Annotated in this window: 24 protein-coding genes and 1 tRNA gene; 12 read left to right on the plus strand and 13 right to left on the minus strand. The window is 67.9% G+C overall.

Going from position 1 to position 25,364, the window contains the following annotated elements:
• From AC3IFE_RS31705 to cls, 3 genes are all read left to right on the plus strand, one after another.
• On the plus strand, positions 1–457 hold a 457-nt coding region (locus AC3IFE_RS31705), incomplete at its 5' end, for a M20/M25/M40 family metallo-hydrolase (protein WP_489194244.1).
• Positions 458–468: 11 nt separating this feature from the next.
• A complete protein-coding gene (prmB, locus tag AC3IFE_RS31710) occupies positions 469–1,377 on the plus strand; it encodes a 50S ribosomal protein L3 N(5)-glutamine methyltransferase (protein WP_089467741.1) in 909 nt (302 codons plus the stop codon).
• Between the two features lie 130 nt (positions 1,378–1,507).
• Positions 1,508–2,947, plus strand: coding sequence for a cardiolipin synthase (gene cls, locus AC3IFE_RS31715; RefSeq protein ID WP_489194247.1), 1,440 nt, complete (start codon positions 1,508–1,510; stop codon positions 2,945–2,947).
• A gap of 62 nt (positions 2,948–3,009) precedes the next feature.
• Here cls and AC3IFE_RS31720 read toward each other — a convergent pair whose 3' ends face one another.
• Positions 3,010–3,489: a glutathione peroxidase gene (locus tag AC3IFE_RS31720; protein WP_089467743.1), complete on the minus strand. Its 480-nt coding sequence runs from the start codon at positions 3,487–3,489 to the stop codon at positions 3,010–3,012.
• Between the two features lie 135 nt (positions 3,490–3,624).
• Between AC3IFE_RS31720 and AC3IFE_RS31725 the strand changes: the two genes are divergently transcribed.
• Positions 3,625–5,556: an ATP-binding cassette domain-containing protein gene (locus AC3IFE_RS31725; RefSeq protein ID WP_175977370.1), complete on the plus strand. Its 1,932-nt coding sequence runs from the start codon at positions 3,625–3,627 to the stop codon at positions 5,554–5,556.
• A gap of 196 nt (positions 5,557–5,752) precedes the next feature.
• On the opposite strand, the gene AC3IFE_RS31730 is transcribed toward AC3IFE_RS31725, so the two are convergent.
• The 3 genes from AC3IFE_RS31730 to alr form a co-directional block, all read right to left on the minus strand.
• Positions 5,753–6,019 (minus strand): DUF2866 domain-containing protein, encoded by a 267-nt coding sequence (locus AC3IFE_RS31730; RefSeq protein WP_050012917.1) that lies wholly within the window; start codon positions 6,017–6,019, stop codon positions 5,753–5,755.
• Positions 6,020–6,167: 148 nt separating this feature from the next.
• Positions 6,168–7,544, minus strand: coding sequence for a DNA repair protein RadA (radA, locus tag AC3IFE_RS31735; protein WP_489194249.1), 1,377 nt, complete (start codon positions 7,542–7,544; stop codon positions 6,168–6,170).
• Between the two features lie 11 nt (positions 7,545–7,555).
• Complete coding sequence (gene alr / locus AC3IFE_RS31740) at positions 7,556–8,626, minus strand: alanine racemase (RefSeq protein ID WP_089467745.1); 1,071 nt, start codon at positions 8,624–8,626, stop codon at positions 7,556–7,558.
• 218 nt (positions 8,627–8,844) lie between these two features.
• On the opposite strand from alr, the gene lplT reads away from it, so the two are divergent.
• The gene (lplT, locus tag AC3IFE_RS31745; protein WP_489194251.1) at positions 8,845–10,152 is read left to right on the plus strand and encodes a lysophospholipid transporter LplT; all 1,308 of its coding nucleotides are present in this window, start codon (positions 8,845–8,847) and stop codon (positions 10,150–10,152) included.
• A gap of 58 nt (positions 10,153–10,210) precedes the next feature.
• Positions 10,211–11,020: a bifunctional hydroxymethylpyrimidine kinase/phosphomethylpyrimidine kinase gene (gene thiD / locus AC3IFE_RS31750; protein WP_489194253.1), complete on the plus strand. Its 810-nt coding sequence runs from the start codon at positions 10,211–10,213 to the stop codon at positions 11,018–11,020.
• Between the two features lie 18 nt (positions 11,021–11,038).
• Here thiD and AC3IFE_RS31755 read toward each other — a convergent pair whose 3' ends face one another.
• From AC3IFE_RS31755 to tsaB, 4 genes are read right to left on the minus strand one after another with little or no spacing between them, the layout of a single operon-like run.
• Positions 11,039–12,004 (minus strand): DUF1853 family protein, encoded by a 966-nt coding sequence (locus tag AC3IFE_RS31755; protein ID WP_489194255.1) that lies wholly within the window; start codon positions 12,002–12,004, stop codon positions 11,039–11,041.
• Positions 12,001–13,032, minus strand: coding sequence for a uracil-DNA glycosylase (locus AC3IFE_RS31760; RefSeq protein ID WP_489194258.1), 1,032 nt, complete (start codon positions 13,030–13,032; stop codon positions 12,001–12,003). The genes AC3IFE_RS31755 and AC3IFE_RS31760 overlap by 4 nt, the downstream gene beginning before the upstream one ends.
• Positions 13,019–13,519, minus strand: a complete 501-nt coding sequence (gene rimI, locus AC3IFE_RS31765) for a ribosomal protein S18-alanine N-acetyltransferase (protein WP_069617686.1) — start codon at positions 13,517–13,519, stop codon at positions 13,019–13,021. The genes AC3IFE_RS31760 and rimI overlap by 14 nt, the downstream gene beginning before the upstream one ends.
• A complete protein-coding gene (gene tsaB, locus AC3IFE_RS31770; protein WP_489194260.1) occupies positions 13,516–14,283 on the minus strand; it encodes a tRNA (adenosine(37)-N6)-threonylcarbamoyltransferase complex dimerization subunit type 1 TsaB in 768 nt (255 codons plus the stop codon). Before tsaB ends, rimI begins: the two co-directional genes overlap by 4 nt.
• 147 nt (positions 14,284–14,430) lie before the next feature.
• Here tsaB and AC3IFE_RS31775 point away from each other — a divergent pair, with 147 nt between their 5' ends.
• The 3 genes from AC3IFE_RS31775 to aceA all read left to right on the plus strand — a co-directional run bounded on the left by AC3IFE_RS31775 (position 14,431) and on the right by aceA (position 18,316).
• On the plus strand, positions 14,431–14,700 hold the full coding sequence (locus tag AC3IFE_RS31775; RefSeq protein WP_006478462.1) for an acyl-CoA-binding protein: 270 nt from the start codon (positions 14,431–14,433) through the stop codon (positions 14,698–14,700).
• Positions 14,701–15,056: 356 nt separating this feature from the next.
• Positions 15,057–16,613, plus strand: a complete 1,557-nt coding sequence (locus tag AC3IFE_RS31780) for a DEAD/DEAH box helicase (RefSeq protein ID WP_489194263.1) — start codon at positions 15,057–15,059, stop codon at positions 16,611–16,613.
• 395 nt (positions 16,614–17,008) lie between these two features.
• Entirely contained in the window at positions 17,009–18,316 is a 1,308-nt protein-coding gene (gene aceA, locus AC3IFE_RS31785) for an isocitrate lyase (protein WP_089467751.1), read from the plus strand.
• A gap of 211 nt (positions 18,317–18,527) precedes the next feature.
• On the opposite strand, the gene AC3IFE_RS31790 is transcribed toward aceA, so the two are convergent.
• Both AC3IFE_RS31790 and AC3IFE_RS31795 read right to left on the minus strand, forming a co-directional pair.
• On the minus strand, positions 18,528–18,962 hold the full coding sequence (locus tag AC3IFE_RS31790) for a universal stress protein (RefSeq protein ID WP_011549516.1): 435 nt from the start codon (positions 18,960–18,962) through the stop codon (positions 18,528–18,530).
• Positions 18,963–19,121: 159 nt separating this feature from the next.
• A complete protein-coding gene (locus tag AC3IFE_RS31795; RefSeq protein ID WP_489194266.1) occupies positions 19,122–20,027 on the minus strand; it encodes a LysR family transcriptional regulator in 906 nt (301 codons plus the stop codon).
• Between the two features lie 157 nt (positions 20,028–20,184).
• On the opposite strand from AC3IFE_RS31795, the gene AC3IFE_RS31800 reads away from it, so the two are divergent.
• Both AC3IFE_RS31800 and aceB read left to right on the plus strand, forming a co-directional pair.
• A complete protein-coding gene (locus AC3IFE_RS31800) occupies positions 20,185–20,952 on the plus strand; it encodes a haloacid dehalogenase type II (protein ID WP_489194268.1) in 768 nt (255 codons plus the stop codon).
• 65 nt (positions 20,953–21,017) lie between these two features.
• A complete protein-coding gene (aceB, locus tag AC3IFE_RS31805) occupies positions 21,018–22,610 on the plus strand; it encodes a malate synthase A (RefSeq protein WP_489194270.1) in 1,593 nt (530 codons plus the stop codon).
• A gap of 137 nt (positions 22,611–22,747) precedes the next feature.
• On the opposite strand, the gene AC3IFE_RS31810 is transcribed toward aceB, so the two are convergent.
• On the minus strand, positions 22,748–23,161 hold the full coding sequence (locus tag AC3IFE_RS31810) for a gamma-glutamylcyclotransferase family protein (protein ID WP_089467753.1): 414 nt from the start codon (positions 23,159–23,161) through the stop codon (positions 22,748–22,750).
• 282 nt (positions 23,162–23,443) lie between these two features.
• On the opposite strand from AC3IFE_RS31810, the gene AC3IFE_RS31815 reads away from it, so the two are divergent.
• Positions 23,444–24,325, plus strand: coding sequence for an AraC family transcriptional regulator (locus tag AC3IFE_RS31815; RefSeq protein ID WP_489194273.1), 882 nt, complete (start codon positions 23,444–23,446; stop codon positions 24,323–24,325).
• Between the two features lie 25 nt (positions 24,326–24,350).
• Here the strand turns inward: AC3IFE_RS31815 and AC3IFE_RS31820 are convergent, their stop codons facing one another.
• Together AC3IFE_RS31820 and AC3IFE_RS31825 are read right to left on the minus strand one after the other, a co-directional pair.
• A complete protein-coding gene (locus AC3IFE_RS31820) occupies positions 24,351–24,815 on the minus strand; it encodes a GNAT family N-acetyltransferase (protein ID WP_089467755.1) in 465 nt (154 codons plus the stop codon).
• A gap of 355 nt (positions 24,816–25,170) precedes the next feature.
• Positions 25,171–25,247: transfer RNA gene (locus AC3IFE_RS31825), tRNA-Asp, on the minus strand.
• Positions 25,248–25,364: the final 117 nt, after the last annotated feature.

Genomic DNA, 25,364 nt, shown 5'->3' on the forward strand with positions numbered 1-25,364 from the left:
ATACTTCCCGCCGACCACCTGGCAGGTGTCGAACCTGCACGCCGGCACCGGCGCGACCAACGTGATCCCCGGCCACGCCGACCTGCTGTTCAACTTCCGCTTCTCGACCGCGAGCACGGTCGAAGGCCTGCAGGCCCGCGTGCACGCGATTCTCGACAAGCACGGCCTCGAATACACGCTGAAGTGGTCGGTGAGCGGCCTGCCGTTCCTCACGCCGCGCGGCGAACTGTCGGGCGCGCTGGAAAACGCGATCCGCACCGAGACCGGCATCACGACCGAACTGTCGACGACGGGCGGCACGTCGGACGGCCGCTTCATCGCGCGCATCTGCCCGCAGGTGATCGAGTTCGGGCCGCCGAACGGCAGCATCCACAAGATCGACGAGCACATCGAAGTGCGCTTCGTCGACCCGCTGAAGAACGTGTACCGACGCGTGCTCGAACAACTGATCGCCTGACGGAGCCTCGCATGACGACACCTTTTGCCACAGTCCGCGACCTGCTGCGCTACGCGGTCACGCGCTTCTCGAAAGCGAAACTCGCGTTCGGCCACGGTTCCGACAACGCCTACGACGAAGCGGCCTACCTCGTGCTGCATACGCTCGACCTGCCGCTCGACACGCTCGAGCCGTTCCTCGACGCACGCCTCTTGCCCGACGAGATCGCGGCCGTGCTCGCGGTGATCGAACGACGCGCGGCCGACCGCGTGCCGGCCGCGTATCTCACGCATGAAGCGTGGATGCACGGCCACCGCTTCTACGTCGACGAACGCGTGATCGTGCCGCGCTCGTTCATCGGCGAACTGCTCGACGACGGGCTGCAGCCGTATGTCGCCGACCCCGAGCAGGTCGGCGCGGTGCTCGAACTGTGCACCGGCTCCGGCTGCCTCGCGATCCTTGCGGCGAGCGCGTTCCCGAACGCCGAGATCGACGCGGTCGACCTGTCGGACAAGGCGCTCGAAGTCGCGGCAATCAACGTGCGCGACTACGGCCTCGAAGACCGCATCGGCCTGCACCACGGCGACCTCTACGCGCCGCTGCCCGCGTTCCGCACCGATCCCGACTCGCGCTACGACGTGATCCTGACGAACCCGCCGTACGTGAACGCCGCGTCGATGGCCGCGCTGCCGCCCGAATACCGGCACGAGCCGGAGATGGCGCTCGCCGGCGGCGACGACGGGATGGACATCGTGCGACGCATCGTCGCCGAAGCGCACCGCTGGCTGCATGACGACGGCGTGCTCGTCGTCGAGATCGGCAACGAGCGCGAGCACGTCGAAGCGGCGTTCGGCGGCCTCGAGCTCACGTGGCTGCCCACCAGCGCGGGGGACGACGCCGTGTTCCTGATCCAGGCGTCGGACCTGCCCCGCAAGGGCTGAGCGTTCCGGCCGACCCGCCGTGCGCCGCACCATTGCGCCGCACGGTTGGGTAAGATGCGCGTAGGCGACCGCCCGGCCGCACGACTTCGGGAGCCCCTTCGGGCGTCCCGCAGGAGTCCTTTAAGCGCCCATGACCCTCGACTGGCTACATCTCGGCACCCTGATCCTGACCATCCACGTGCTCGGGATCGTCGCGGCATGCCACGCAATCATGAACACGCGCACGTCGCAAGGCGCGATCGCGTGGGCCGTCTCGCTCACGGCCATGCCGTACCTGACGCTCGTTCCATACCTGTTCCTCGGCCGCAGCAAATTCTCCGGCTACGTCGACGCCCGGCGCCACGAGCTTGAAATGTTGCGCACGCACACACCGCGCTCGCCGTGGCGCGCGACCGACGCGACCGACGGGCCGGCCGCCGACGCGCTGGGCCAGGCTGCCGTGCTCGCGCTCACACGGCTCGGCGGCATGCCGTTCCTCGGCGGCAATTCGGTGCGCACGCTCGTAAACGGCGACGCGACGTTCTCGGCCATCCTGTCGGCGATCGACGCCGCGCGCGACTACGTGCTCGTCCAGTTCTTCATCGTGCGCGACGATGCGCTCGGCCGGATGCTGCGCGACTCGCTGCTCGCGCGCGTGGCCGCCGGCGTACGCTGCTGCCTGCTGTACGACAGCATCGGCAGCTTCGACCTGCCCCACAGCTACGTCCACGCATTGCGCCGGGGCGGTGTCGAGGTTCATCCGTTCGCGACCAACCGGAAATTCGTCAACCGCTTCCAGCTGAACTTCCGCAACCATCGCAAGATCGTCGTCGTCGACGGCAATCGGGCGTTCGTCGGCGGCCACAACGTCGGCGTCGAATATCTCGGCGCGAATCCGCGCCTGTCGCCATGGCGGGACACCCACATCGAGATACGCGGCCCCGTGGTGGCGAGCATTCAGTACGTGTTCGCCGAAGACTGGCACTGGGCGACGCAGAAGCTGCCGCCCATCGCGCTGCCGCCGCCCGCGCAGCCCGGCGACGGCATGCACTGCCTCGCGGTGCCGATGGGGCCGGCCGACAAGCAGGAGACCGGCTCGCTGTTCTTCGTCGAATCGATCAACGCCGCCCGCGAGCGGGTCTGGATCACCACGCCGTACCTCGTGCCCGACGAAGCCGTGGTGTCCGCGCTGAAGCTCGCCGTGATGCGCGGCGTCGACGTGCGCATCCTGATTCCGAGCCGGCGCGATCACTACGTCGTGTTCGAGGCGTCGAAGCTTTACGCGCGCGACCTCGTCGATGCGGGCGTGAAGGTGTTCCGCTACCGACCCGGTTTCCTGCACCAGAAAGTCGTGCTGATCGATCGCGTCGCGGCGGCGATCGGCAGCGCGAATCTCGACAACCGCTCGTTCCGCCTCAATTTCGAGGTCATGGTGCTGACCGTCGACCCGGCATTCGCCGACGAGGTCGAGACGATGCTCGACGCCGACTTCGCGCAGGCGTACGAGGTCGACGCGGACGAATACCGGCAGTCGCCCGCCTGGCGGCGCATCGCGATGCACGTCGCGCGGCTGTTCGCGCCGATCCTGTAACGGCCGCGCCGACCGACGCGCCCGCACGATCCGCACCGCGCTGCGCACGCGGCGCGGCGCCGTCACAGCAGCTTGTCAATGTCCGCGGCGATTTCCTCGGGCTTGGTGGACGGCGCGTAGCGCTTGACGATGCGCCCTTCGCGGTCGATCAGGAATTTCGTGAAATTCCACTTGATCGCCTTGAGGCCGAGAATGCCGGGCGCCTCGTCGGTCAGGTAGCGGTACAGCGGATGCGCGTGGTCGCCCTTTACGTCGATCTTCGCGAACATCGGGAATGTGACGCCGTAGTTGCGTTCGCAGAACGCACCGATCTGCTCGGCATCGCCCGGCTCCTGCTTGCCGAACTGGTTGCACGGGAAGCCGAGCACGAAGAAGCCGCGCGCCGCGTACTGGTCGTACAGCTTCTGCAGCCCCGCGTACTGCGGCGTGAAACCGCACTCGCTCGCGGTATTGACGATCAGCAGCACCTTGCCGCGATACGCGTCGAGCGATACCGGCGCACCGGCGAGCGTCTCTGCGCTGAACGAATACAGGGTGGACATCGGGCACTCCTTTTACGAAACCGATCGACGTGGAGTCTAGGCGAAATTGCGCCGTTGCGGCATCCGCCGAACGGCCGATGCCCGGCGGGACCGGCGCGCGGTCTAGAATAGCGGTTTTGGCCAGTCATTTCCGCCGTGATCCGTTTCAATCAGTTCAGCCTTGCGCGCGGCACCAAGCCGCTGTTCGAGTCGACCTCGTTCGTGCTCAATCCCGGCGAGAAAGCCGGCCTGATCGGCGCGAACGGCGCCGGCAAGTCGACGCTGTTTTCCGTCCTGCGCGGCGAGCTGCATTCCGACGGAGGCGATTTCTCGATGCCGCCGTCGTGGCGGATCGCCCACGTGTCGCAGGAAACGCCCGCGGTCGATCGTTCCGCGCTCGACTACACGCTCGACGGCGATACCGCGCTGCGCGAGATCGAGGCCCGCATCGCCGCCGCGTCGGCCGCGCATGACGGCGCGGCCGAAGCCGACGCGCACGCGGCCTTCGCCGATGCCGACGGCTACACCGCGCCGGCCCGCGCCGAAGCGCTGCTGCTCGGCCTCGGCTTCACGCTCGCGCAAACGCGCGAATCCGTCGCGAGCTTCTCCGGCGGCTGGCGCATGCGTCTTAACCTCGCGCAGGCGCTGATGTGCCGCTCCGACCTGCTGCTGCTCGACGAACCGACGAACCACCTCGACCTCGACGCGATCGTCTGGCTCGAAGACTGGCTGCACCGCTACCCCGGCACGCTCGTCGTGATTTCGCACGATCGCGAATTCCTCGATTCGATCTGCAACGTCACGCTGCATCTGGAAAACCGCCAGGTGAAGCGCTACGGCGGCAACTACTCGCAGTTCGAAGTGCTGCGCGCGCAGCAACTGGCGCTGCAGCAAAGCGCATACGAAAAGCAGCAGAAGACGATCGAGCACCTGCAGAGCTTCGTCGACCGCTTCAAGGCCAAGGCGACCAAGGCCAAGCAGGCGCAAAGCCGGATGAAGGCGCTCGAGAAGATGGAACTGATCGCGCCCGCGCACATCGCGTCGCCGTTCACGTTCGAGTTCCGCACGCCCGATGCCGCGCCGAACCCGATGATGGTGATGGAGGACGTCCGCTGCGGCTACCATGCCGACGACGGAACGGACATCCCGATCGTCGAGCGCGTCGCGCTGTCGATCCAGAACGGCCAGCGCATCGGCCTGCTCGGCGCGAACGGCCAGGGCAAGTCGACGCTGATCAAGACGCTGGCCGGCACGCTCGCGCCGCTGTCGGGGCACGTCCGAGACGGCAAGGGGCTGACGATCGGCTATTTCGCGCAGCACCAGCTCGAAACGCTGCGCGAAGACGATTCGCCGCTCGCGCACCTCGCGCGGCTCGCGCCCGACACGCGCGAACAGGAGTTGCGCGACTTCCTCGGCGGCTTCAATTTCTCCGGCGACATGGCGACCAGCCCGGTCGGGCCGTTCTCGGGCGGCGAAAAAGCGCGTCTCGCGCTGGCGCTGATCATCTGGCAGAAGCCGAACCTGCTGCTGCTCGACGAACCGACGAACCACCTCGACCTCGAAACGCGCCATGCGCTGACGATGGCGCTCGCGCAATTCGAAGGCACGCTGATCCTCGTGTCGCACGACCGCCACCTGCTGCGCGCGACGACCGACCAGTTCATGCTGGTCGCGAAGCACCGGCTGCAGCCGTTCGACGGCGACCTCGACGACTATCGCGACTGGCTGCTGCAGCATGCGGCCGAGCAGCGCGCGGCCGCGAAAGCCGACAGCGCGGCCGCCGCGGGCGCCGATCCGGGCGTCAACCGCAAGGACCAGAAGCGCCAGGCGGCCGAGGAACGCCAGCGGCTGTCCCAGTTGAAGAAGCCGCTGCAGAACCGCATCACGAAGCTCGAAAAGGAAATGGAAACGCTGCACGCGGAGAAGGCGCGCCTCGACGCGTTCGTCGCCGACCCGGCGAGCTATGAAGCCGCACGCAAGACGGAACTGACCGACGCGATCCGCAAACTCGGCGAGGTCACGACCCGGCTCGAGACGGTCGAGGCCGACTGGCTCGCCGTGCAGGAAGAACTCGAGCAGATTGGCTGAACGCGGCCGCCGGCGCCGTCAGGCGACGAGCGCGTCATCGGCGGCCCAGCGTGTCGGCGCGTCGACGCCCCACGAATCCGCCCGGCCGCGCCGGCCCCGGAAACGACGAGGCCGGGCGCCCTCGCCCGGCCTCGTTGTCACGGCCGCGTTCGACGTGGCTGCGTCGGCCGGCCCGTATGCCCGCCGCACCCTCCGCTCAGCGACGCGGCAGCGTATCGCGCGGCATCTGCTCGTCGTCGTCCATCAGGTACCGGCGCCCTTCGGTCGGCCGACGGATCGCCGCGGCGACTTCCGCTTCCGTCACGTCCTCGGACACGACCTTGCGCGCCAAGCGCCCTTCTTCGTCGATCCATTCGACGATCCGGCATCCGCCGCCCCACGGCTGGCGAATCGGCTCCGACACGCGGCAGCCGCGCAGGTTGTAAAGGCGTCCGCCCGGCGCTTCCCCATACGATTTCAACATAGGTTCCCTTCGCATTGCGCGGTTCGACAATCCGGCAAAGGATAGGGAAAAGCGATGTCCGGCGGGTTACAGCAGCCTACATATTCTTTACAACGAATTACGCGACAGATCGCCCGGCGACGCGCGAACCGTGCGCGCGCCGGGCCGCTCATTCAAGATCGCGCACGCGGTCGATCGCCTGCTCGAGCCGCTCGACGGCCATCACGTTCAGCCCTTCGATCGGCTGTTTCGGCGCATTCGCCTTCGGGATCAGCGCGGACGTGAAGCCGAGCTTCGCCGCCTCGCGCAGCCGTTCCTGCCCACGCGGCGACGGCCGGATCTCGCCCGCCAGCCCCACCTCGCCGAACACGATCAGCCCCTTCGGCAGCGCCTTGTTGCGCATCGACGAGTGAATCGCGAGCAGCACCGCGAGGTCGGCGGCCGGCTCGGTGATCTTCACGCCGCCCACCGCGTTCAGGAACACGTCCTGGTCGAAGGCCGCGATGCCCGCGTGGCGATGCAGCACCGCGAGCAGCATCGCGAGCCGGTTCTGCTCGAGGCCGACCGCGAGCCGGCGCGGGTTCGGCACGTGCGCCGTATCGACGAGCGCCTGGATTTCGACGAGCAGCGGGCGCGTGCCTTCCTGCGTGACGAGCACGCACGAGCCGGGCACGACCTGCTCGTGCTGCGACAGGAACAGCGCGGACGGATTGGCCACCCCGCGCAGCCCGCGCTCGGTCATCGCGAACACGCCGAGTTCGTTGACCGCGCCGAAGCGATTCTTGAACGCGCGCACGAGCCGGAACGATGAATGCGTGTCGCCCTCGAAGTACAGCACCGTGTCGACGATGTGCTCGAGCACGCGCGGGCCGGCCAGGTTGCCCTCCTTCGTCACGTGCCCGACCATGATGATCGCGGTGCCCGACTGTTTCGCGATGCGCGTGAGCTGCGCCGCGCACTCGCGCACCTGCGCGACCGAGCCCGGCGCCGACGTCAGCGCTTCCGAATAGACGGTCTGGATCGAGTCGATGACGGCCACGTCCGGCCGCTCCGCATCGATCGCGGCCTGGATCTTCTCGAGCTGGATCTCGGCGAGCAGCTTCAGTTCGGCCGCCGGCGCGCCGCCGTCGAGCAGCGCGAGCCGTTGCGCGCGCAACGCGATCTGCGCGGCCGATTCCTCGCCGCTGATATAGAGCGCGCGCCGCTCGTTCGCGATATCCGCGAGCGACTGCAGCAGCAGCGTCGACTTGCCGATGCCCGGGTCGCCGCCGATCAGCACGACGCCGCCGGGCACCAGCCCGCCGCCCAGCACGCGGTCGAATTCGCCGATGCCGGTCGAGAAGCGCGGGACGTCGGCGGCCTCGATGTCGGCGAGACGCTGGACCGGCGCCCGCTTCGCGAGCGACTGGAACCGATGGGCGGCCGACGACTCGGCGACCGATTCGACGAGGGTGTTCCACGCCTGGCACGACGGGCACTGGCCCTGCCACTTCGGGGTCTGTCCGCCGCACTCGCTGCAGACGTAAACGGTTTTCTGTTTGGCCACGCGCGACGCCCTTATTCCGCTCGCACCGGCACGCGGGCAGCGACCGCGCACATCAGCTCATAGCCGATCGTCCCGCAATGGCGCGCGACGTCGTCGATCGGCAGCGCATTGCCCCACAGCTCGACCCGCGCGCCGACGCCGGCCTGCGGGCACGGCGTCAGGTCGACGGTGATCATGTCCATCGACACGCGACCGACGATCCGCGTGCGGATGCCGTCGACGATCACGGGCGTGCCTTCCGGCGCCACGCGCGGATAGCCGTCCGCGTAGCCGCACGCGACGACGCCGATCCGCATCGGCACCTGCGTCGAAAACGTCGAGCCATAGCCGATCGCCTGGCCCTTCCCGATCGTCTGCACCGCGATCAGTTCGGACGAGAGCGTCATCGCGGGCTTCAACCCCGTGTCGGCGATATCGGACGACAGCCCGGACGGCGACGCCCCATACAGCACGATCCCCGGCCGCACCCAGTCGAAGTGCGTATCCGGATGCCACAGCACGGCCGCCGAATTCGCGAGGCTGCGCGCGCCGGCGATGCTTTCCGCGCCGCGCTCGAACGTCGCGAGCTGCTCGGCGACGCCGCGCTCGTTGTCCGCGTCCGAAAAATGGGTCATCAACGTGATCTGGCCGATGCCGGGGCACGCGCGGGCGCGCTCCCACGCGGCACGGTATTTTTCCGGCATGTAACCGAGCCGGTTCATCCCGCTGTTCATCTTGAGCTGCACGTTCACGGGTTTCGACAGCCGCGCCGTTTCCAGCATCCGCATCTGCTCGTCGTTGTGGACGGTCGTGGTCAGGCTGTAGCGGTCGATCACGTCGATGTCGGTCGAGCGGAAGAAGCCTTCGAGCAGCAGGATCGGGCCGGCCCAGCCGAGCTCGCGCAGCTTCACGGCCTCGTCGAGGTCGAGCAGGCCGAAGCCGTCGGTGCCGCGCAGGCCCGGAAACGCGCGGGCGAGACCGTGGCCGTACGCGTTGGCCTTGACGACCGCCCAGACCTTGGACGGGCCGGCAAAGCGGCGGACGACGGAGAGATTGTTCGCGAGAGCGGCGGTGTGGATGGTGGCGGAGATCGGGCGCGGCATGGGAAATTTACGTAAAGACGCTTGCGAATCATCAGCTTACCGCGCCTTTTGAGCACCGAAGCCGACAATTTGCGGAACGATCGGGGAATCTTGCTAGTCCGAATTCGCGTATTTTCATGTTATAAAGCCGTGCGCACAACCCATTTCGAACGGAATAAGCCGATCGCATACCAGGCGGCCTACGCGGCCCTGCCGCAGCGACGAAAGCATCGCATCAGATGAAAAAAGGTTTTTACACCATCATGGCCGCGCAGTTTTTCTCGTCGCTGGCCGACAATGCGCTTCTCATCGCCGCCATCGCCCTGCTGAAAGACCTTCACGCCCCCAACTGGATGACACCGCTGCTGAAGCTGTTCTTCGTGTTGTCGTATGTGGTGTTGGCGGCGTATGTCGGCGCGTTCGCGGATTCGCGTCCGAAGGGCCGCGTGATGTTCATCACCAACTCGATCAAGGTGGTCGGCTGCCTGATCATGCTGTTCGGCGCCCACCCGCTGATCGCGTACGGGATCGTCGGGTTCGGCGCGGCGGCCTACTCGCCCGCCAAATACGGGATTCTCACCGAGTTGCTGCCGGCCGACCGGCTCGTCGCCGCGAACGGCTGGATCGAAGGCACGACCGTCAGCTCGATCATCCTCGGCACCGTGCTCGGCGGCGCGCTGATCAGCCCGCACATCGCGGCGCACGTGATCGCGCACACGCCCGCCTGGATCGGCACGCCCGCCGAAGCCGCGATGGCGATCATCATGGCGATCTACGTGGTCGCCGCGATCTTCAACCTGCGGATTCCCGATACCGGCGCCCGCTATCCGAAGCAGGAACGCGGCCCGGTCAAGCTGCTCACCGATTTCGCCGACTGCTTCATGGTGCTCTGGCGCGACAAGCTCGGCCAGATTTCGCTCGCGGTCACGACCCTGTTCTGGGGGGCGGGCGCGACGCTGCAGTTCATCGTGCTGAAGTGGGCCGAGGTGTCGCTCAACATGTCGCTGTCCGAAGGCGCGATCCTGCAGGCCGTGGTCGCGGTCGGCGTCGCGGGGGGGGCGATTGCCGCCGCCGCCCGGATTCCGCTGAAGAAGTCGCTGACCGTGCTGCCCGTCGGCATCATTATGGGCATCGCGGTGATGCTGATGGCGTTCTACACGCGTGACCTGTTCCCGTCGCACTGGGCCTTGCATTTCGGCCATCTGCGCCTGCCGTTCTACCTGATCGTCGCGTACATCTTCCTGATCGGCGTCGGCGCGCTGTCCGGCTACTTCGTCGTGCCGATGAACGCGCTGCTGCAGCATCGCGGCCACGTGCTGCTGTCGGCCGGCCATTCGATCGCCGTGCAGAACTTCAACGAGAACCTGTCGGTGCTCGTGATGCTGTGCCTGTATGCGGTGCTCGTCTGGCTCGACGTGCCGGTCGGCGTCGTGATCGTGCTGTTCGGCACGTTCGTCTGCCTGACGATGTGGCTCGTGATGCGGCGCCACCAGGCGAACCAGCGTCAGTTCGACTCGGTCGCGCTGATCGGCGAATCGCGGCACTGACGCTACACTTCCGGTTTTCGTCCGCCGGCGCCGGTCCTCGAACCGGCGCGTTGCCCTCATGACGCACCCGATACCCAACATCCTGACGATCGCCGGCTCCGATTCGGGCGGCGGCGCAGGCATCCAGGCCGACCTGAAGACGTTTTCCGCGCTCGGCGCGTATGGCGCGAGCGTGATCACCGCGCTGACCGCGCAGAACACGCGCGGCGTGACGGGCGTGCATGCGCCGGACGCCGCCTTCGTGACCGCGCAGCTCGACGCGGTGTTCGACGACATCCGCATCGATGCGGTCAAGATCGGGATGCTCGCGAACGCGCCGATCGTGCGGGCGGTCGCCGATGCGCTGCGCCGTTACGCGCCGCGCTTCGTCGTGCTGGACACGGTGATGATCTCGAAAAGTTCGCACGCGCTGCTCGCGCCCGATGCCGTCGACGCGCTGCGCGACACGCTGCTGCCGCTCGCGACGGTCGTCACGCCGAACCTGCCCGAAGCGGCCGCGCTGCTGAACGATGCGCCCGCCACCACCGAAGACGACATGGTCCGGCAAGGCCAGGCGTTGCTGCAAACGGGCGCGCGCGCCGTGCTGATGAAGGGCGGCCACCTGCCCGATGCGTCCGCGAGCCCCGACTGGCTCGTCGAGGCGGCCCGCACCGTGCGGCTCGACGGCACGCGCGTGCCGGTCAGCAACACGCACGGCACCGGCTGCACGCTGTCGTCGGCGATCGCCGCGCTGCTGCCGCAGCAGCCCGACCTGGAAAGCGCGGTACGCGAAGCAAAAACCTACCTGACCGGCGCCATCGCCGCGAGCGGCCACCTCGACGTCGGTCACGGCGTCGGCCCGGTCCATCACTTTCATCGCTGGTGGTGAGCGGCTGCTGACGCGGCGTCAATGATCCTGCGCGGCGAACGCCTGTGCGCGCGCCGGCCAGTCGTCGGGCACGACGAACCCGCGCGCCGTCTCGCGCCACGTGCCGTCACTACTCTTTTCGTGGATCGCGATCAGGTCGGGCGCCTGGCGCGTCGCCAGCACGGGCGGCAGTTCCCGTGCGCTCGCCAGCGGCTCGGGCTCGAAACCTGCGCCCGCAGCGACACGTCGCGGCGCCAGCCACGCCAGCCGCGGCAACACGCTCCATGCGACGCCGTCACGCTGCGCGGCCGCCCACGCCGGCCACTGCGCGTGCGTCAGCCAGAAACCGCGCGGATGATCCGGCGCAATTTCGGCGGACACCGGCGGCACCGGCGCGCCGTGCGGATGGAACAGCCAGCCCTTGATGAACATCTGCGCGTCGGACGGCGCGCCGTAGCCGAGCCGGGCAAAGCCGTCGTGTTCGCCGAGCCGCAACTGATGGTCGAGCAGCCGGCTGCGCTTGCGGTCGAACCGGTCGACGAGATTGGGGCCGACGAATTCGGCGAGCGATGCGCCGTCGCGGACCGGCGCGCACAGATAGCACTTCACCGCGAGTTCCCAGTGCAAGCGCCGGCCGTCCGGCGCATCGACGAGGAAATCGACTTCGCCGAGCGTGCGGCCGTTGCTGCGCAGCGGCAGATTCGCTGCGACGAGCCGCAGCGACGGCCCGTGGGTCAGGAAATACTCGAGCAGGCATTCGGCGTAGCGGCCGAGCCGGGTGGGCCGAAACCCGTCGAGCGCACGATGCAGCGGCCCGGGCTGCGCATCGAGCGCGGCAAGCCACGCTTCGACGGCCGCCTGGCCCGCCGCATCCGGCCACGGGCGCGCGAGCGGCGCGCCCGGCACCGCGGTGAGCAGGCTCGGGCTGGCCAGCAGCCAGCCCAGATCGCGCACCGCGACGTCATGCAGCGTATCGACAAACGCGCACGCCGCGCCGCTCGTCATGACCCGGTCGGGCCGTTCGCGTCGCCGCCTTGCGCACGCTGGAACGTGTCGCGCGCGAGGCACAGGTCGGCCCACGCCTTCGACTTGTCCTGAAGGCTGCGCAACAGGTATGCCGGGTGGTAGGTGACGATCACCGGCACGCCCTCGTACGCATGCGCGCGGCCGCGCAGCGACGCGATGCTCGCGTCCGTCTTCAGCAGCGTCTGGGCGGCGAAACGGCCGAGCGCGACGATCAGCTTCGGCTTCACGAGCGCGACCTGGCGCTGCAGATACGGCTCGCAGCGCGCAACTTCGTCCGGCTCCGGGTTGCGGTTGCCGGGCGGGCGGCACTTGATCACGTTGGCGATATACACGTTGTCGCCGCGCTTGAGCGACAGCGACTGCAGCATGTTGTCGAGCAGCTTGCCGGCCTGGCCGACGAACGGCTCGCCCTGCTTGTCCTCGTTCTCGCCCGGCGCTTCGCCGATCAGCATCCAGTCCGCTTCGCGGTCGCCGACGCCGAACACGGTGTTGGTCCGCTTCTCGCACAGGCGGCACAGCGTGCAGTCGGCCACGCGCGCGGCCAGCGCATCCCAGTCGAGCGCGGCCACCGGCGTGCCGGCGGGGCGCGATTCGGTGAGCGGCACGGGCACGGATTCGCCCGGCGGCGCCGCGTCGAACCAGGCGAAATCGTCGTCCGCTGCAGGCGGCGCATCATCCTTCGGCGGCATCGTATCGGGCGATGCGGCCGACGCAGCTTGCGCAGGCGGGCGAGCATCCTCGTCGACACCGTGCGCCGACACCCGCGACTCGCGAGCGGCCGAAGCGCCGGCGGCGCCACGCGCGACGGTCGTCGGCGCATCGTCCTGCGCCAGTGCACGCGCGGCACGCACCGGCCGATCGGCCGCGACGGCCGAACCGTCAACCGTCGCGGCGGTTTGCGCGACGGCAGGCGCGTCGGCTGCCGCGCCTTCGTCCGCGCGCTGCCCGCGCCGCACCCAGATCTGCGCGAGGCCCAGTTCCTCGAGCGCCGATTCAGCCCACGCCATGCGCATCCCCCTCGTCCTTGTTCAGCGTCAGACGCATCACGATCGCGTCTTCCCGGCTGCGATGCTTCGCCGGATAGTAGTTCTTGCGCCGGCCGATCGTCACGAAGCCGAAGCGCTCGTACAGATGAATCGCGCGCGGATTGGACGGTCGCACCTCGAGCAGCACGCCGTCGAGCCGTTCCGCGCGCGAAATGCGCACCGCCTCGCGCAGCAGCGCGAGGCCCGCGCCCGCATGCTGCGCGGCCGGCGCGACACACAGGTTCAGCAGATGCATCTCGTCGATCACGGGCATCAGCACGCAATAGCCGACGAGCGAGCCCGTCACGTGCCGCAGGCACACGCCCAGATAGCCGTTGCGCAGCGAATCCTCGAAATTGCCACGGCTCCACGGGAATTCGTACGCGACCTGCTCGATCGCAACGACCTCGTCGAGATCGGCGTCCGTCATCGGCGCCAGATAGCGGTCGCTCAGCAGCACGCCCGTCATCCCTTCGCCCCGCCTGTCTGCGCGGCCCGTGCGGCGAGGCGCTCCGCCGTGGTCTGCGCGACTTTGTCGCGCACGTATTCCGGCGCGGCCTGATCGGCCGGCACCGCACGTCCGGCGCGGAACGCCCGCAGCGCGGCATGCGCGACCGCCAGCGCATGCGGCAGCGCATCGCCGTCGATCGCGGCCGCCCGCGCGGCGGCCGGCAATTGCGCGCCGAACGCCGCGGCTGCATTGCCGGCGAGCGTAAACGGCGCATCGGGCACGCCGACGGCGCCCGGTGCGTCGAGCGACGCCGGATGCAGCGTGCGCCAGTCGCCGGCGCCGTCGTCCCATTCGAAATCCGCCCAGTAGGCTTCGTCCATTCGCGCGTCGAGCGCGGCGAGCACGCGGGTCGTGCCGGGCGCGCGCAGCCGTGCATGCTCGGCGCATGCGAGCAGCGTGCCGATCGGCACGACCGGCAACCCGCCCCCGAACGCGAGGCCCTGGGTAATGCCCGTCGCGGTACGCAGGCCGGTGAACGAGCCGGGGCCCGCGCCGAACGCGATCGCGTCGCAGTCGGCGAGCGTCAGCCCGGATTCGGCGAAGAGTTCCTGGATCGCCGGCAGCACGCGCGTGCTCGACACGGCGCCCGTCAGCTCGTGACGGACCCAGGTTTGCGGAGTGGAAACGGCGTCATCGGCCGGAGCCGAGCGCAGCAGCGCGACCGAGCAGTATTCGGTCGACGTATCGATGGCGAGGAGCACTGTTTGCGTCATGGGCGACATTGTAATGCGCCGTCCCGCTCCCACGGGCGATCGGGCCCGATCTGTGCGCACGTGCGGCGCCAGCGCCGGTTTGGAAGGATCGCTCGACCCGGCGCGACGGTCCGCTTGTTAAGATCGGCCGAGCTGAAACCCTTACGGAGACACCCGATGAGCGAACTCACCGCCCAATTCGACCAGGCCCAGATCGACGTCAAGCAGCTGACGGAACGGCCGGGCAACCTGACCCTGCTGCGCCTGTACGCGCTCTTCAAGCAGGCGACCGACGGCGATGCGCACGGCGACAAGCCCGGCTTCACCGACATCGTCGGCAAGTACAAGTACGATGCGTGGGAAGCCCTGAAGGGCACGTCGCAGGATGCGGCGAAGCAGCAGTACATCGAACTCGTCGAATCGCTGAAAAACGGCACGGCGTCCTGACCGGATCGCCGTCATCGCAATACGCAATCAAATCAGTGGCGCAGCGCAGCAAATTTCTTTATAATGCTGCCTGCGTCATCTCCCGCGCTCGGCTCGAAGCCGTTCCGGCCCGACGCCTCGTAGCGTTAAGCTCCAATCCGGTTTAGAACCTGTCCCCTCCTGCTTCGACCCTTGCGGTCGTCAACTAGGCTGGCGGCCCCGCTCCTGAAGCGCGCCGCACCCAAAACAGCTTCTAATGCCTCATCCGCCGACGGTTCGGCGGATTGCACCCGTTTCCCGATTTGCTCGCTGAATCCGACGACTTGGGTATGCGCGATTGGCGCCGACGTTTCACCCACTGTGTTTCAAGGATTGTTATGACTTCGAGCATCAACTCCAGCCCGCTCAACGCGATCGCCGACCAGGCGCTCGGTCTCGACGACGCCGCCGCACCGGCCGCGGTCGAACCGGCGTCGGACGAGCCGAGCTTCGCGTCGCTCGGGTTGTCGCCGGAGATCGTCTCCGCGCTGCAGGCCGCCGGCTACGTGAAGCCGACGCCGGTCCAGCAGCGCGCGATTCCGGCCGGCATCGCCGGCCGCGACCTGCTGGTGTCGAGCCCGACCGGTTCGGGCAAGACCGCCGCATTCATGCTGCCCGCGATCGAACGTTTCGCGCAGCTCCAGAAGACGCAGGCGCAACAGCCGCGCGCGCCGCGCGACCCGAACCAGGGCGACCGCCGCGCGCGCCGCCCGCAACCCGTCGCGCGCCCGGGCCTGCTCGTGCTGACGCCGACCCGTGAACTCGCGATGCAGGTCACGACGGCCGCCTCGACGTACGGCAAGCACCTGAAGCGCCTGCGCACGGTCAGCATCCTCGGCGGCGTCGCCTACGGCCAGCAGCTGATGCTGCTCGCGAAGAACCCGGAAATCCTGGTCGCCACGCCGGGCCGCCTGCTCGACCACCTCGAGCGCGGCCGCATCGACCTGTCCGAACTGAAGATGCTCGTGCTCGACGAAGCCGACCGCATGCTCGACATGGGCTTCATCGACGACATCGAAACGATCGTCGCCGCCACGCCGGAATCGCGCCAGACGATGCTGTTCTCGGCCACGCTCGACGGCAAGATCGGTTCGCTGACGAGCCGCCTGCTGAAGGATCCGGAACGCATCGAGATCCAGCAGCGCCTCGAGTCGCGCGCGAACATCGCGCAGACGGTTCACTACGTCGACGACCGCGATCACAAGGATCGCCTGCTCGATCACCTGCTGCGCGACGACGCGCTCGACCAGGCGATCATCTTCACGGCGACCAAGATCGACGCCGACCAGCTCGCCGGCCGTCTCGCCGACGCAGGCTTCGAATCGGCCGCGCTGCACGGCGACCTGCCGCAGGGCGCGCGCAACCGCACGATCCGTGCGCTGCGCGAGCGCCGCGTGCGCGTGCTGGTGGCGACCGACGTCGCGGCACGCGGCATCGACATCCCGGGCATCACGCACGTATTCAACTACGACCTGCCGAAGTTCGCGGAAGACTACGTGCACCGTATCGGCCGTACCGGCCGCGCGGGCCGTTCGGGCACCGCGGTGAGCCTCGTGCACCACGCCGAGCAAGGCGCGCTCAAGCGCATCGAGCGCTTCGTGCGCGCGCCGCTGCCGGTCAACGTGATCGAAGGTTTCGAGCCGCGCAAGGCGCCCCCGCGTAACGGCGGCACCGGCGGCCGCGGCCGTCCGGGCGGCGGTAACGGCGGTCGTCGTTTCGGCGGCAAGCCGGGCGGCGGTTATGGCGGCAACGGCGGCGGCAGCGGCAACGGTCGCAGCTACGGCGGCGGCAATGGCGGCGGCTGGAGTGGCAAGCCGGGCGGCAGCCGCGATGGCGGCCCGCGTCGCGAGGGCCAACGCAGCGGCGGCCCGCGCCGTAGCAATTCGGCATCGTAAGCACGCACGGGCGGTCTTGCGGCCGCCCTGCGGATGGGCACCTCGCCCATTCAGCAAACCGGCGCATCCGCGCCGGTTTTTTTTCGCCTCGCCGCCAATTTCACGATGCGGGAAATTTTTTTGCGTCGTAAAAAATCATGCTGCACGGCACAACCCGCGCGATTGCGGGATGGGAAAGCGCATTTCTTATCTCGAAATTGTGCAGGCAACCCATTGATTAACAACAATTAAAAAATTCCACACTTCCCGAGCCAGCCCCTGTTTCGCTCCCGCCGATTTGCCTAGACTCTTATACAAGACTTCGCGAACCGGAACGCATCGCTTCCCCGCCTCGCGAACCGCATCGTCACCGCCGGATTCGGCCGTCACGCATACATCGCATCAAGGAGCTCATCATGTCGCGTCAGCAACAAGCACAGGAACTGCAGCAGCAATGGGAAACCGATCCGCGCTGGAAGGGCATCAAGCGCAGCTACTTGGCTGAGGACGTGGTCCGCCTGCGCGGCTCCATCCCGATCGAGCACACGCTGGCCAAGCGCGGCGCGGAAAAACTGTGGAGCCTCATCAACAACGAGCCGTTCGTCAATGCACTCGGCGCGCTGACCGGCAATCAGGCGATGCAGCAGGTGAAGGCCGGCCTGAAGGCCATTTACCTGTCCGGCTGGCAAGTGGCCGGCGATGCGAACGTCGCGGGCGAAATGTACCCTGACCAGTCGCTGTACCCGGCGAACTCGGTGCCGCTCGTCGTCAAGCGCATCAACAACACGCTCACGCGCGCCGACCAGATCCAGTGGTCGGAAGGCAAGAACCCGGGCGACGAAGGCTACGTCGATTTCTTCGCCCCGATCGTCGCCGATGCGGAAGCCGGCTTCGGCGGCGTGCTCAACGCGTTCGAGCTGATGAAGGCGATGATCGAGGCCGGCGCGTCGGGCGTTCACTTCGAAGATCAGCTCGCATCGGTGAAGAAGTGCGGCCACATGGGCGGCAAGGTGCTCGTGCCGACGCGCGAAGCGGTCGCGAAGCTGTCGGCCGCGCGTCTCGCGGCCGACGTGATGGGCACGCCGACCGTGCTGGTCGCGCGCACCGACGCGGAAGCGGCCGACCTGATCACGTCCGACGTCGACGACAACGACAAGCCGTTCCTCACGGGCGAGCGCACGGTGGAAGGCTTCTTCCGCACGAAGCCGGGCCTCGAGCAGGCGATCTCGCGCGGCCTCGCGTACGCACCGTACGCGGACCTGATCTGGTGCGAAACGGGCAAGCCCGATCTCGAGTACGCGAAGAAGTTCGCGGAAGCGATCCACAAGCAGTTCCCGGGCAAGCTGCTGTCGTACAACTGCTCGCCGTCGTTCAACTGGAAGAAGAACCTCGACGACGCGACGATCGCGAAGTTTCAGAAGGAACTCGGCGCGATGGGCTACAAGTTCCAGTTCATCACGCTGGCCGGCTTCCATGCACTGAACTACTCGATGTTCAACCTCGCGCACGGTTACGCCCGCACGCAGATGAGCGCGTTCGTCGAACTGCAGCAAGCCGAGTTCGCGGCGGCCGACAAGGGCTTCACGGCCGTCAAGCACCAGCGCGAGGTCGGCACCGGCTACTTCGACGCGGTGACGCAGACGGTCGAACGCGAAGCATCGACGACCGCGCTGCACGGCTCGACCGAGGACGAACAGTTCTTCGACGGCAAGAAGGTCGCGTAACACGGCAAGGCGTGACGCCGATGGCCGCCGCGTCTCGCGACGCCGCGGCATCGGCCACCGGAACGACAATCAGGGAGGAGACGCCAGGCACGCGAGTCCGATCGCGCGACCCGCCGCGCGGCCTGCGGGCCGCCAGCAACGCTGCGCGCCGGCTTGGTCCGGCGCGCCCTTTTTCCGACGCGCAGCCCGCCCCGCCACGGCCGGCGCTGCCCTACCGATAGACGATCACCGGAATTTTCGTATGGGTCAGCACGCGCTGCGTCTCGCTGCCGATCAGCAGGCTGCCGAGCCCGCGGCGTCCGTGGGACGCCATGAAGATCACGTCGCACCCGCCGCGTTCGGCCGCCTCGATGATGCCGAGATACGGCGACGGATGCACGCTCGTCCACGTGTCGCACGCCACGCCGGCCGCCTTCGCCGCCGCTTCCACCTCGTCGAGATGCGCACGCGCTTCGCGCTCGCTGCGCGCGCGGAAATCGGCGGGCGGCTCGATGATCACTTCGGAAAACGGCGAGTACGGATATTGCGGCAGGCACGCGTAGGCCGTCACGCGCGCGCCGACCGCGCGAGCCAGGTCGATCGCGCCGTCGATTGCCTTTTGCGACAGTTCGGAACCGTCGGTTGGAACGAGGATGTGCCGGAACATCGCGCCCTCCTTCGTCAGTCGCACGCCGCGCGCCCCGGCTCCGGCCGAGCCGGCCGCGACACCGCGCGCATGCCTCTTACGATTGTAGTGTGCGAAACCGCGCAAGCCGCACCGCCAGCGGGTTCGCCCTCATATCGGAAACACGCGGGCGCGCGGCGCCTACTCGCCCCAATAACCGGGCCGCTCGTACGTGTGCTTCAGGTAATCGAGAAACAGCCGCACGCGCAGCGGCAGATGCCGGCGCTGCGGAAACACCGCGTGAATGCCGATCGGCGGCGCGGCGAACGCGTCGAGCACGCTGACGAGCCGGCCGGCCGCGATGTCCTCGCCGACTTCCCACCACGAGCGCCACGCGAGCCCGTGGCCGGCGAGGCACCACTCGTGCAGCACCGCGCCGTCCGAGCATTCCATTGTGCCGTTTACGCGGATCGACACGACCTTGTCGCCCTCCTGGAACGCCCAGCCGCGCTGCTGGTTCGCGTTCGCCGCGAGCGCGAGGCAGTTGTGCCGCGCCAGTTCCGCGAGCGTGGCCGGCGTGCCGCGCCGCGCGAGATACGCGGGCGACGCGACGCACACGCGGCGGTTCTCGCCGAGCTTCAGCGACACGAGCGACGAGTCGGGCAGCTCGCCGAGCCGCACCGCGCAATCGAACCCTTCGTTGACGAGGTCGACCATCCGGTCGGACAGGTCGAGCGTGACCGACACGTCCGGATGCGCGCCGCTGAATTCGGGCACGAGCGGCGCGACGTGCCGCCGGCCGAAGCCGGCCGGCGCGGATATCCGCAGATGGCCGCTCGCCTTGACGCCGCCGGCGGACACGCTCGCTTCCGCGTTCTGCATGTCGTTGATGATGCGCTGGCAATCCTCGAGGAACGCCGACCCTTCGAACGTCAGCGTGAGCTTGCGCGTCGTGCGCACCAGGAGCTTCACGCCGAGCCGCTCCTCGAGCGCGTCGAGGCGGCGGCCGATGATCGCCGGCGCGACGCCTTCCGCGTGCGCGGCCGCCGACAGGCTGCCCTTGGCCGCGACCGCGGCGAACGTTTCGATCTGTTTGAACCGGTCCATGAATCACTCGAGAGGACGACATCGCCGCCCTTCAAATAGCTTGAGCCGCTCAGATTAGGTATAGGAAAGTAAAAGATCAAGTGATGTTTAGCGTCTTTTTTAGCACCTTCGATCACGAATAGAATCGACCCGACCTCTGAAACTGGAGCGCAAGGCTATGTCGGCCACAACGACACTCTCCTCTCCCGACGCCATTCTCTTCGACGCATTCGGCACGTTGTTCGACGTGCGCGCCGTGCTGGCCGCGGCCGAGCAGATGTTTCCCGGACACGGGGAACGGTTGTCGCAGCTGTGGCGACGCAAGCAGATCGAATACTCGCAGCTGCGCACGCTCGCCGATCCGGCCGGCGCGCACTACCGCCCGTTCCGGGACATCACGCTCGATGCGCTGCGGTTCGCCGCGCGCCGGCTCGGCCTCGGGCTGAACAGCGCGGCCGAGAAGCGGCTGATGGACGAATACGCATGCCTGTCCACCTATCCCGACACGGTGCCCGCGCTGCGCAAGCTGCGCGCGCTCGACCCGCGCCCGCCGCTCGCGATCCTGTCGAACGGCACCCCGCAGATGCTCGACATCGCGATCAAGAGCGCGGGCATGACCGGCCTGTTCGATCGCGTGCTGTCGGCCGATGCCGTGCGCGCGTACAAGCCGAGCCCGGCCGCCTATGCGCTCGGCACCGCCGCGTTCGGGGCGAACCCGCGCGACATCGTGTTCGTGTCGTCGAACGCATGGGACGTCGCCGGCGCCACCTGGTTCGGCTACACGACGTTCTGGCTCAACCGCACGGGCGCACCTGCCGAGGAACTCGGCGCGCCGCCCGACGGCACGGGCACCGGCATGGGCGACCTGCTCGCCTTCCTCGCCACCCCCGCCCCGGCTCCGTCCGGCAGACCCGCAAATCGCACGCGCCCCGGCCCAGGTGCGTGACGTTCGCAGCTGCCGCCTTCCCCTTTCACCGAAACCGCAACTGACCGACCAAGGAGATGAGACTCATGAGCACCCCGATCACGCTGCCGCAAGGCATGACGATCACCGGCGAAATCAAGCCGGGTTACGAAGCGATCCTGACGCCCGACGCGCTGGCGCTCGTCGCGTCGCTGCATCGCACGTTCGAAGCGCGTCGCCAGACGCTGCTGCAGGCGCGCGCCGAGCGCACGAAACGCCTCGACGCGGGCGAGCGCCCCGATTTCCTCGCCGAGACGCAGGCGATCCGCGCCGGCGACTGGAAGGTCGCGCCGCTGCCGGCCGACCTGCAATGCCGCCGCGTCGAGATCACGGGCCCGGTCGAGCGCAAGATGATCATCAACGCGCTGAACTCGGGCGCCGATTCGTACATGACGGATTTCGAGGATTCGAACGCGCCGAGCTGGACGAACCAGATCGACGGCCAGATCAACCTGAAGGACGCAGTGCGCCGCACGATCTCGCTCGAGCAGAACGGCAAGTCGTACAAGCTGAACGACAAGGTCGCGACGCTGATCGTGCGTCCGCGCGGCTGGCATCTCGACGAGAAGCACGTGACGGTCGACGGCCAGCGCGTGTCCGGCGGCATCTTCGATTTCGCGCTGTTCCTGTTCCACAACGCGAAGGAACTGATCGCGCGCGGCTCGGGCCCGTACTTCTACCTGCCGAAGATGGAAAGCCATCTCGAGGCGCGCCTGTGGAACGACATCTTCGTCGCCGCGCAGGAAGCGGTCGGCGTGCCGCGCGGCACGATCCGCGCGACGGTGCTGATCGAGACGATTCTCGCCGCGTTCGAGATGGACGAGATCCTGTACGAACTGCGCGAACACAGCTCGGGCCTGAACGCCGGCCGCTGGGACTACATCTTCTCGGCGATCAAGAAGTTCAAGAACGACCGCGACTTCTGCCTGGCCGACCGTTCGAAGATCACGATGACCGTGCCGTTCATGCGTGCGTACGCGCTGCTGCTGCTGAAGACGTGCCACAAGCGCAACGCGCCGGCGATCGGCGGGATGAGCGCGCTGATTCCGATCAAGAACGATCCGGAAGCGAACGACAAGGCGATGGGCGGCGTGCGCTCGGACAAGCAGCGCGACGCGACCGACGGCTACGACGGCGGCTGGGTCGCGCACCCGGGCCTCGTGCCGATCGCGATGGAGGAGTTCGTCAAGGTGCTGGGCGACCAGCCGAACCAGATCGCGAAGCAGCGCGACGACGTGCAGGTCGAAGGCAGGAACCTGCTCGACTTCCAGCCGGAAGCGCCAATCACCGAAGCCGGCCTGCGCAACAACATCAACGTGGGAATTCACTACCTCGGCGCGTGGCTCGACGGCAACGGCTGCGTGCCGATCCACAACCTGATGGAAGACGCGGCGACGGCCGAGATTTCCCGCTCGCAGGTGTGGCAATGGATCCGCTCGCCGAAGGGCGTGCTCGACGACGGCCGCAAGGTCACGGCCGACCTCGTGCGCGAATTCGCGAAGATGGAGCTCGACAACGTGAAGCGCTCGGTCGGCGGCAACACGCAGCCGTACGAACGCGCCGCGGCAATCTTCGAGCAGATGTCCACGTCGGAAGGCTTCACCGAATTCCTGACGCTGCCGCTGTACGAGGAAATCTGACGACGCCGCCCGCTGCGATCGCCGAGCGGCCACGCCGTGTCGGCAGTCGCATGCGATGACGGGTCACCGGCATGAAAAAAGCGCCCGCGGGGCGCTTTCTCTTTTGCGGCGAATCCAGCCGCCGCCTGCAGGCACGCTCAGGCGGCTTCCTGCTCGCGCCGGTGCTGAACCCAGTCGCCGGACGCGATGCGCGGGCGCCCGGCTGCCGCATCCGCGGCGACCGGATAATACAGGCACGCGTACTGCCGGCCGCCGAGCTCGACCGTTACCTCCTCCGGCTTGAACAGTGAGTCGACGCCCGGATAGACGCGCTCGATCTCGTCGAGCACCGGGACGAGCTGCTCGTCGACCGCATAGACGTCGCCCCACACCAGCGACTTGCCGGCCGTCCCGGCGATCATGCCCGGATACATGCCGAAATCGACCAGTTCGCCCGGTAGCGCGGCCGCGCCCAGCAGTGTCGGCGCGGCGATGCCGTGGCGGGCGGCCGCATGGGCGATGTCGTTGGCCTGTCCGGCTCTCAAGGTGCCATAGACGAATACGTGGCGCATCGTGGTTCTCCTCTTCGATTCGTGTGTTGCCGTGTTGGCGTGCGATCGGCGCGCGATGGGCGCGACGTGGCGCACGCATCGGTAGACCGCGATACCGGTCCGATGGTTCGAACCGTCGACCCGACCGGCTTCGGACGACCGGCTTCGGGGAGCCGCTGCGGATTCGCCGGCGCCCACACAAAGTTCATTTGAACCCGGCATGATGGCCCAAAAAACCGCCGCATGCGCAAGCGCTGCGCCTTCTAAAATAACGGCATCGCCGCCGCGCCGCCCGAACCGTTCATGAATCCGCCCGCCTCAGCCGACGTATCGAACCCGTACGACGTCATCGACATTCCGCCGGAATTCGCGCCGACCGCCGTTCATCCGATGCGCGTGCGCGCACGGCAGGTCGATGCCGGCCGCCGCATTCCACTGCACACGCATGCGTGGGCGCAGCTCGCGTATGCGTCGCGCGGCGTGCTGCGCGTGGCGACGACCGGCACGACCTGGATGGTGCCGCCGTCCCGCGCGATCTGGGTGCCGCCGCACGTGACGCACGAAGTCGTGATCGTCGAGGAGGCCTACCTGCGCACGCTGTATATCGACGAGTCTATCGTGCCGGGCGGGCTCGATGCATGCCGCGTCGTCGAGGTGACGGGACTGCTGCGCGAGCTGATCGTCGCACTCGACGCGCGCGACCTGAGCGCCGCGCGCGAGCGCCTGCTGTGCGGGCTCGTGCTCGATGAGCTGAGCCATGCCGAACCGTTGCCGCTCGCGGTGCCGATGCCGGACGAAAAACGGCTGCGCCTGCTGTGCGAATCGGTACTCGCGCAGCCCGCGCATGCGGAGTCGCTCGAACACTGGGCGAGCGAGGTCGGCGCGAGCACGCGCACGATCTCCCGGCTCTTCAAGCAGGAACTGGGCGTGAGCTTTTCTCAGTGGCGCCAGCAGGCGCTGCTCGCGCGGGCGATCCCGCTGCTGAACCAGGGGCGCCCGCTGTCGCACATCGCGCGCGAACTCGGCTATCAGAGCCAGAGCGCGTTCTCGGCCATGTTCCGCCGCGCATTCGGGGAAAGCCCGCGCGCGTTCATGCTGCGCGGCTACGAGCATCGAGGCCCGGAAGGCGACGTCGCGGAAAACGAAACACCGGACGACGACGGCGCAATCGACGCGGCCCGCTGATCGCGCGGTCCGGCGCGCCGGACCGTCAGACCGGCCGCACCATATGACGGATCGAGCCGAGTTGCGCAAGCCGCGGCCCGGTAACCCGGTAGCCCATGCGCAGGTACAGATGCGCGGCAGGATTGTCGACGAACACGCGTAACTGCAGTTCGTGCAGCCCGCGCGCACGCGCCCACCGATGCGACATCTCGAGCATGTAGGTGCCGGCGCCTTGCCCGCGATGGCCAGCCGCGATCTGTACGTCGCGGATATGCAGCGAATCGCCCTCCTCGGTCACGCGCAGCACGCCGATGCGCTCGCCGTCGGCTTCGAGGATGAAGTTCTCCGATTCGCGCCAGCTCGCATAGAACAGGTCGCTGCGCCACACGAGCCCGTGGCGCTTGTAGTAGCCGCCCATGTTGCCGTGCGTGAGCGCTTCGGCATACGGAAAATCGGCGGGCTCCGCGGGGCGGAGCTGATACAGGAGTCGCAGGTCGGTCGGATCGAGCATCGCGCAGGAGTCGGAAACGCATCCCGCCACGATAGCGCAGTCGCGTGCGGATGCAATCGCGAATTTCTCGTAGGGGCGCGGCGCGCGATGCGGCACGCGGGATAGGCGTAAGCGGAAGGCGTCACCAACGACGCAAATGAAAAAGCCCGCACGCGGCGGGCTTCTTCATTTTCTGGCGGAGCGGACGGGACTCGCCTACATCCCGCAGGCCGCGGCTGCGCTTGCAAGCGCAGCCCTTCGAGTCCCGCCGGAAGCCGCGCCGGCGGCTTCCTCCGCTCCGCAGACACGTGCCCGCAAGCGGGCACCACAAACGACGCAAATGAAAAAGCCCGCACGCGGCGGGCTTCTTCATTTCTGGCGGAGCGGACGGGACTCGAACCCGCGACCCCCGGCGTGACAGGCCGGTATTCTAACCGACTGAACTACCGCTCCAGTCTTGCTGCTTGCCTGGCAGGCGTCGGTTACTTCCTGCCGGCGCGTCGTTTGTTCGAACGACGCCGAAATCTGGCGTCCCCTAGGGGATTCGAACCCCTGTACTCACCGTGAAAG

It is taken from the genome of Burkholderia sp. APQ4-4ca, from assembly GCF_057837105.1.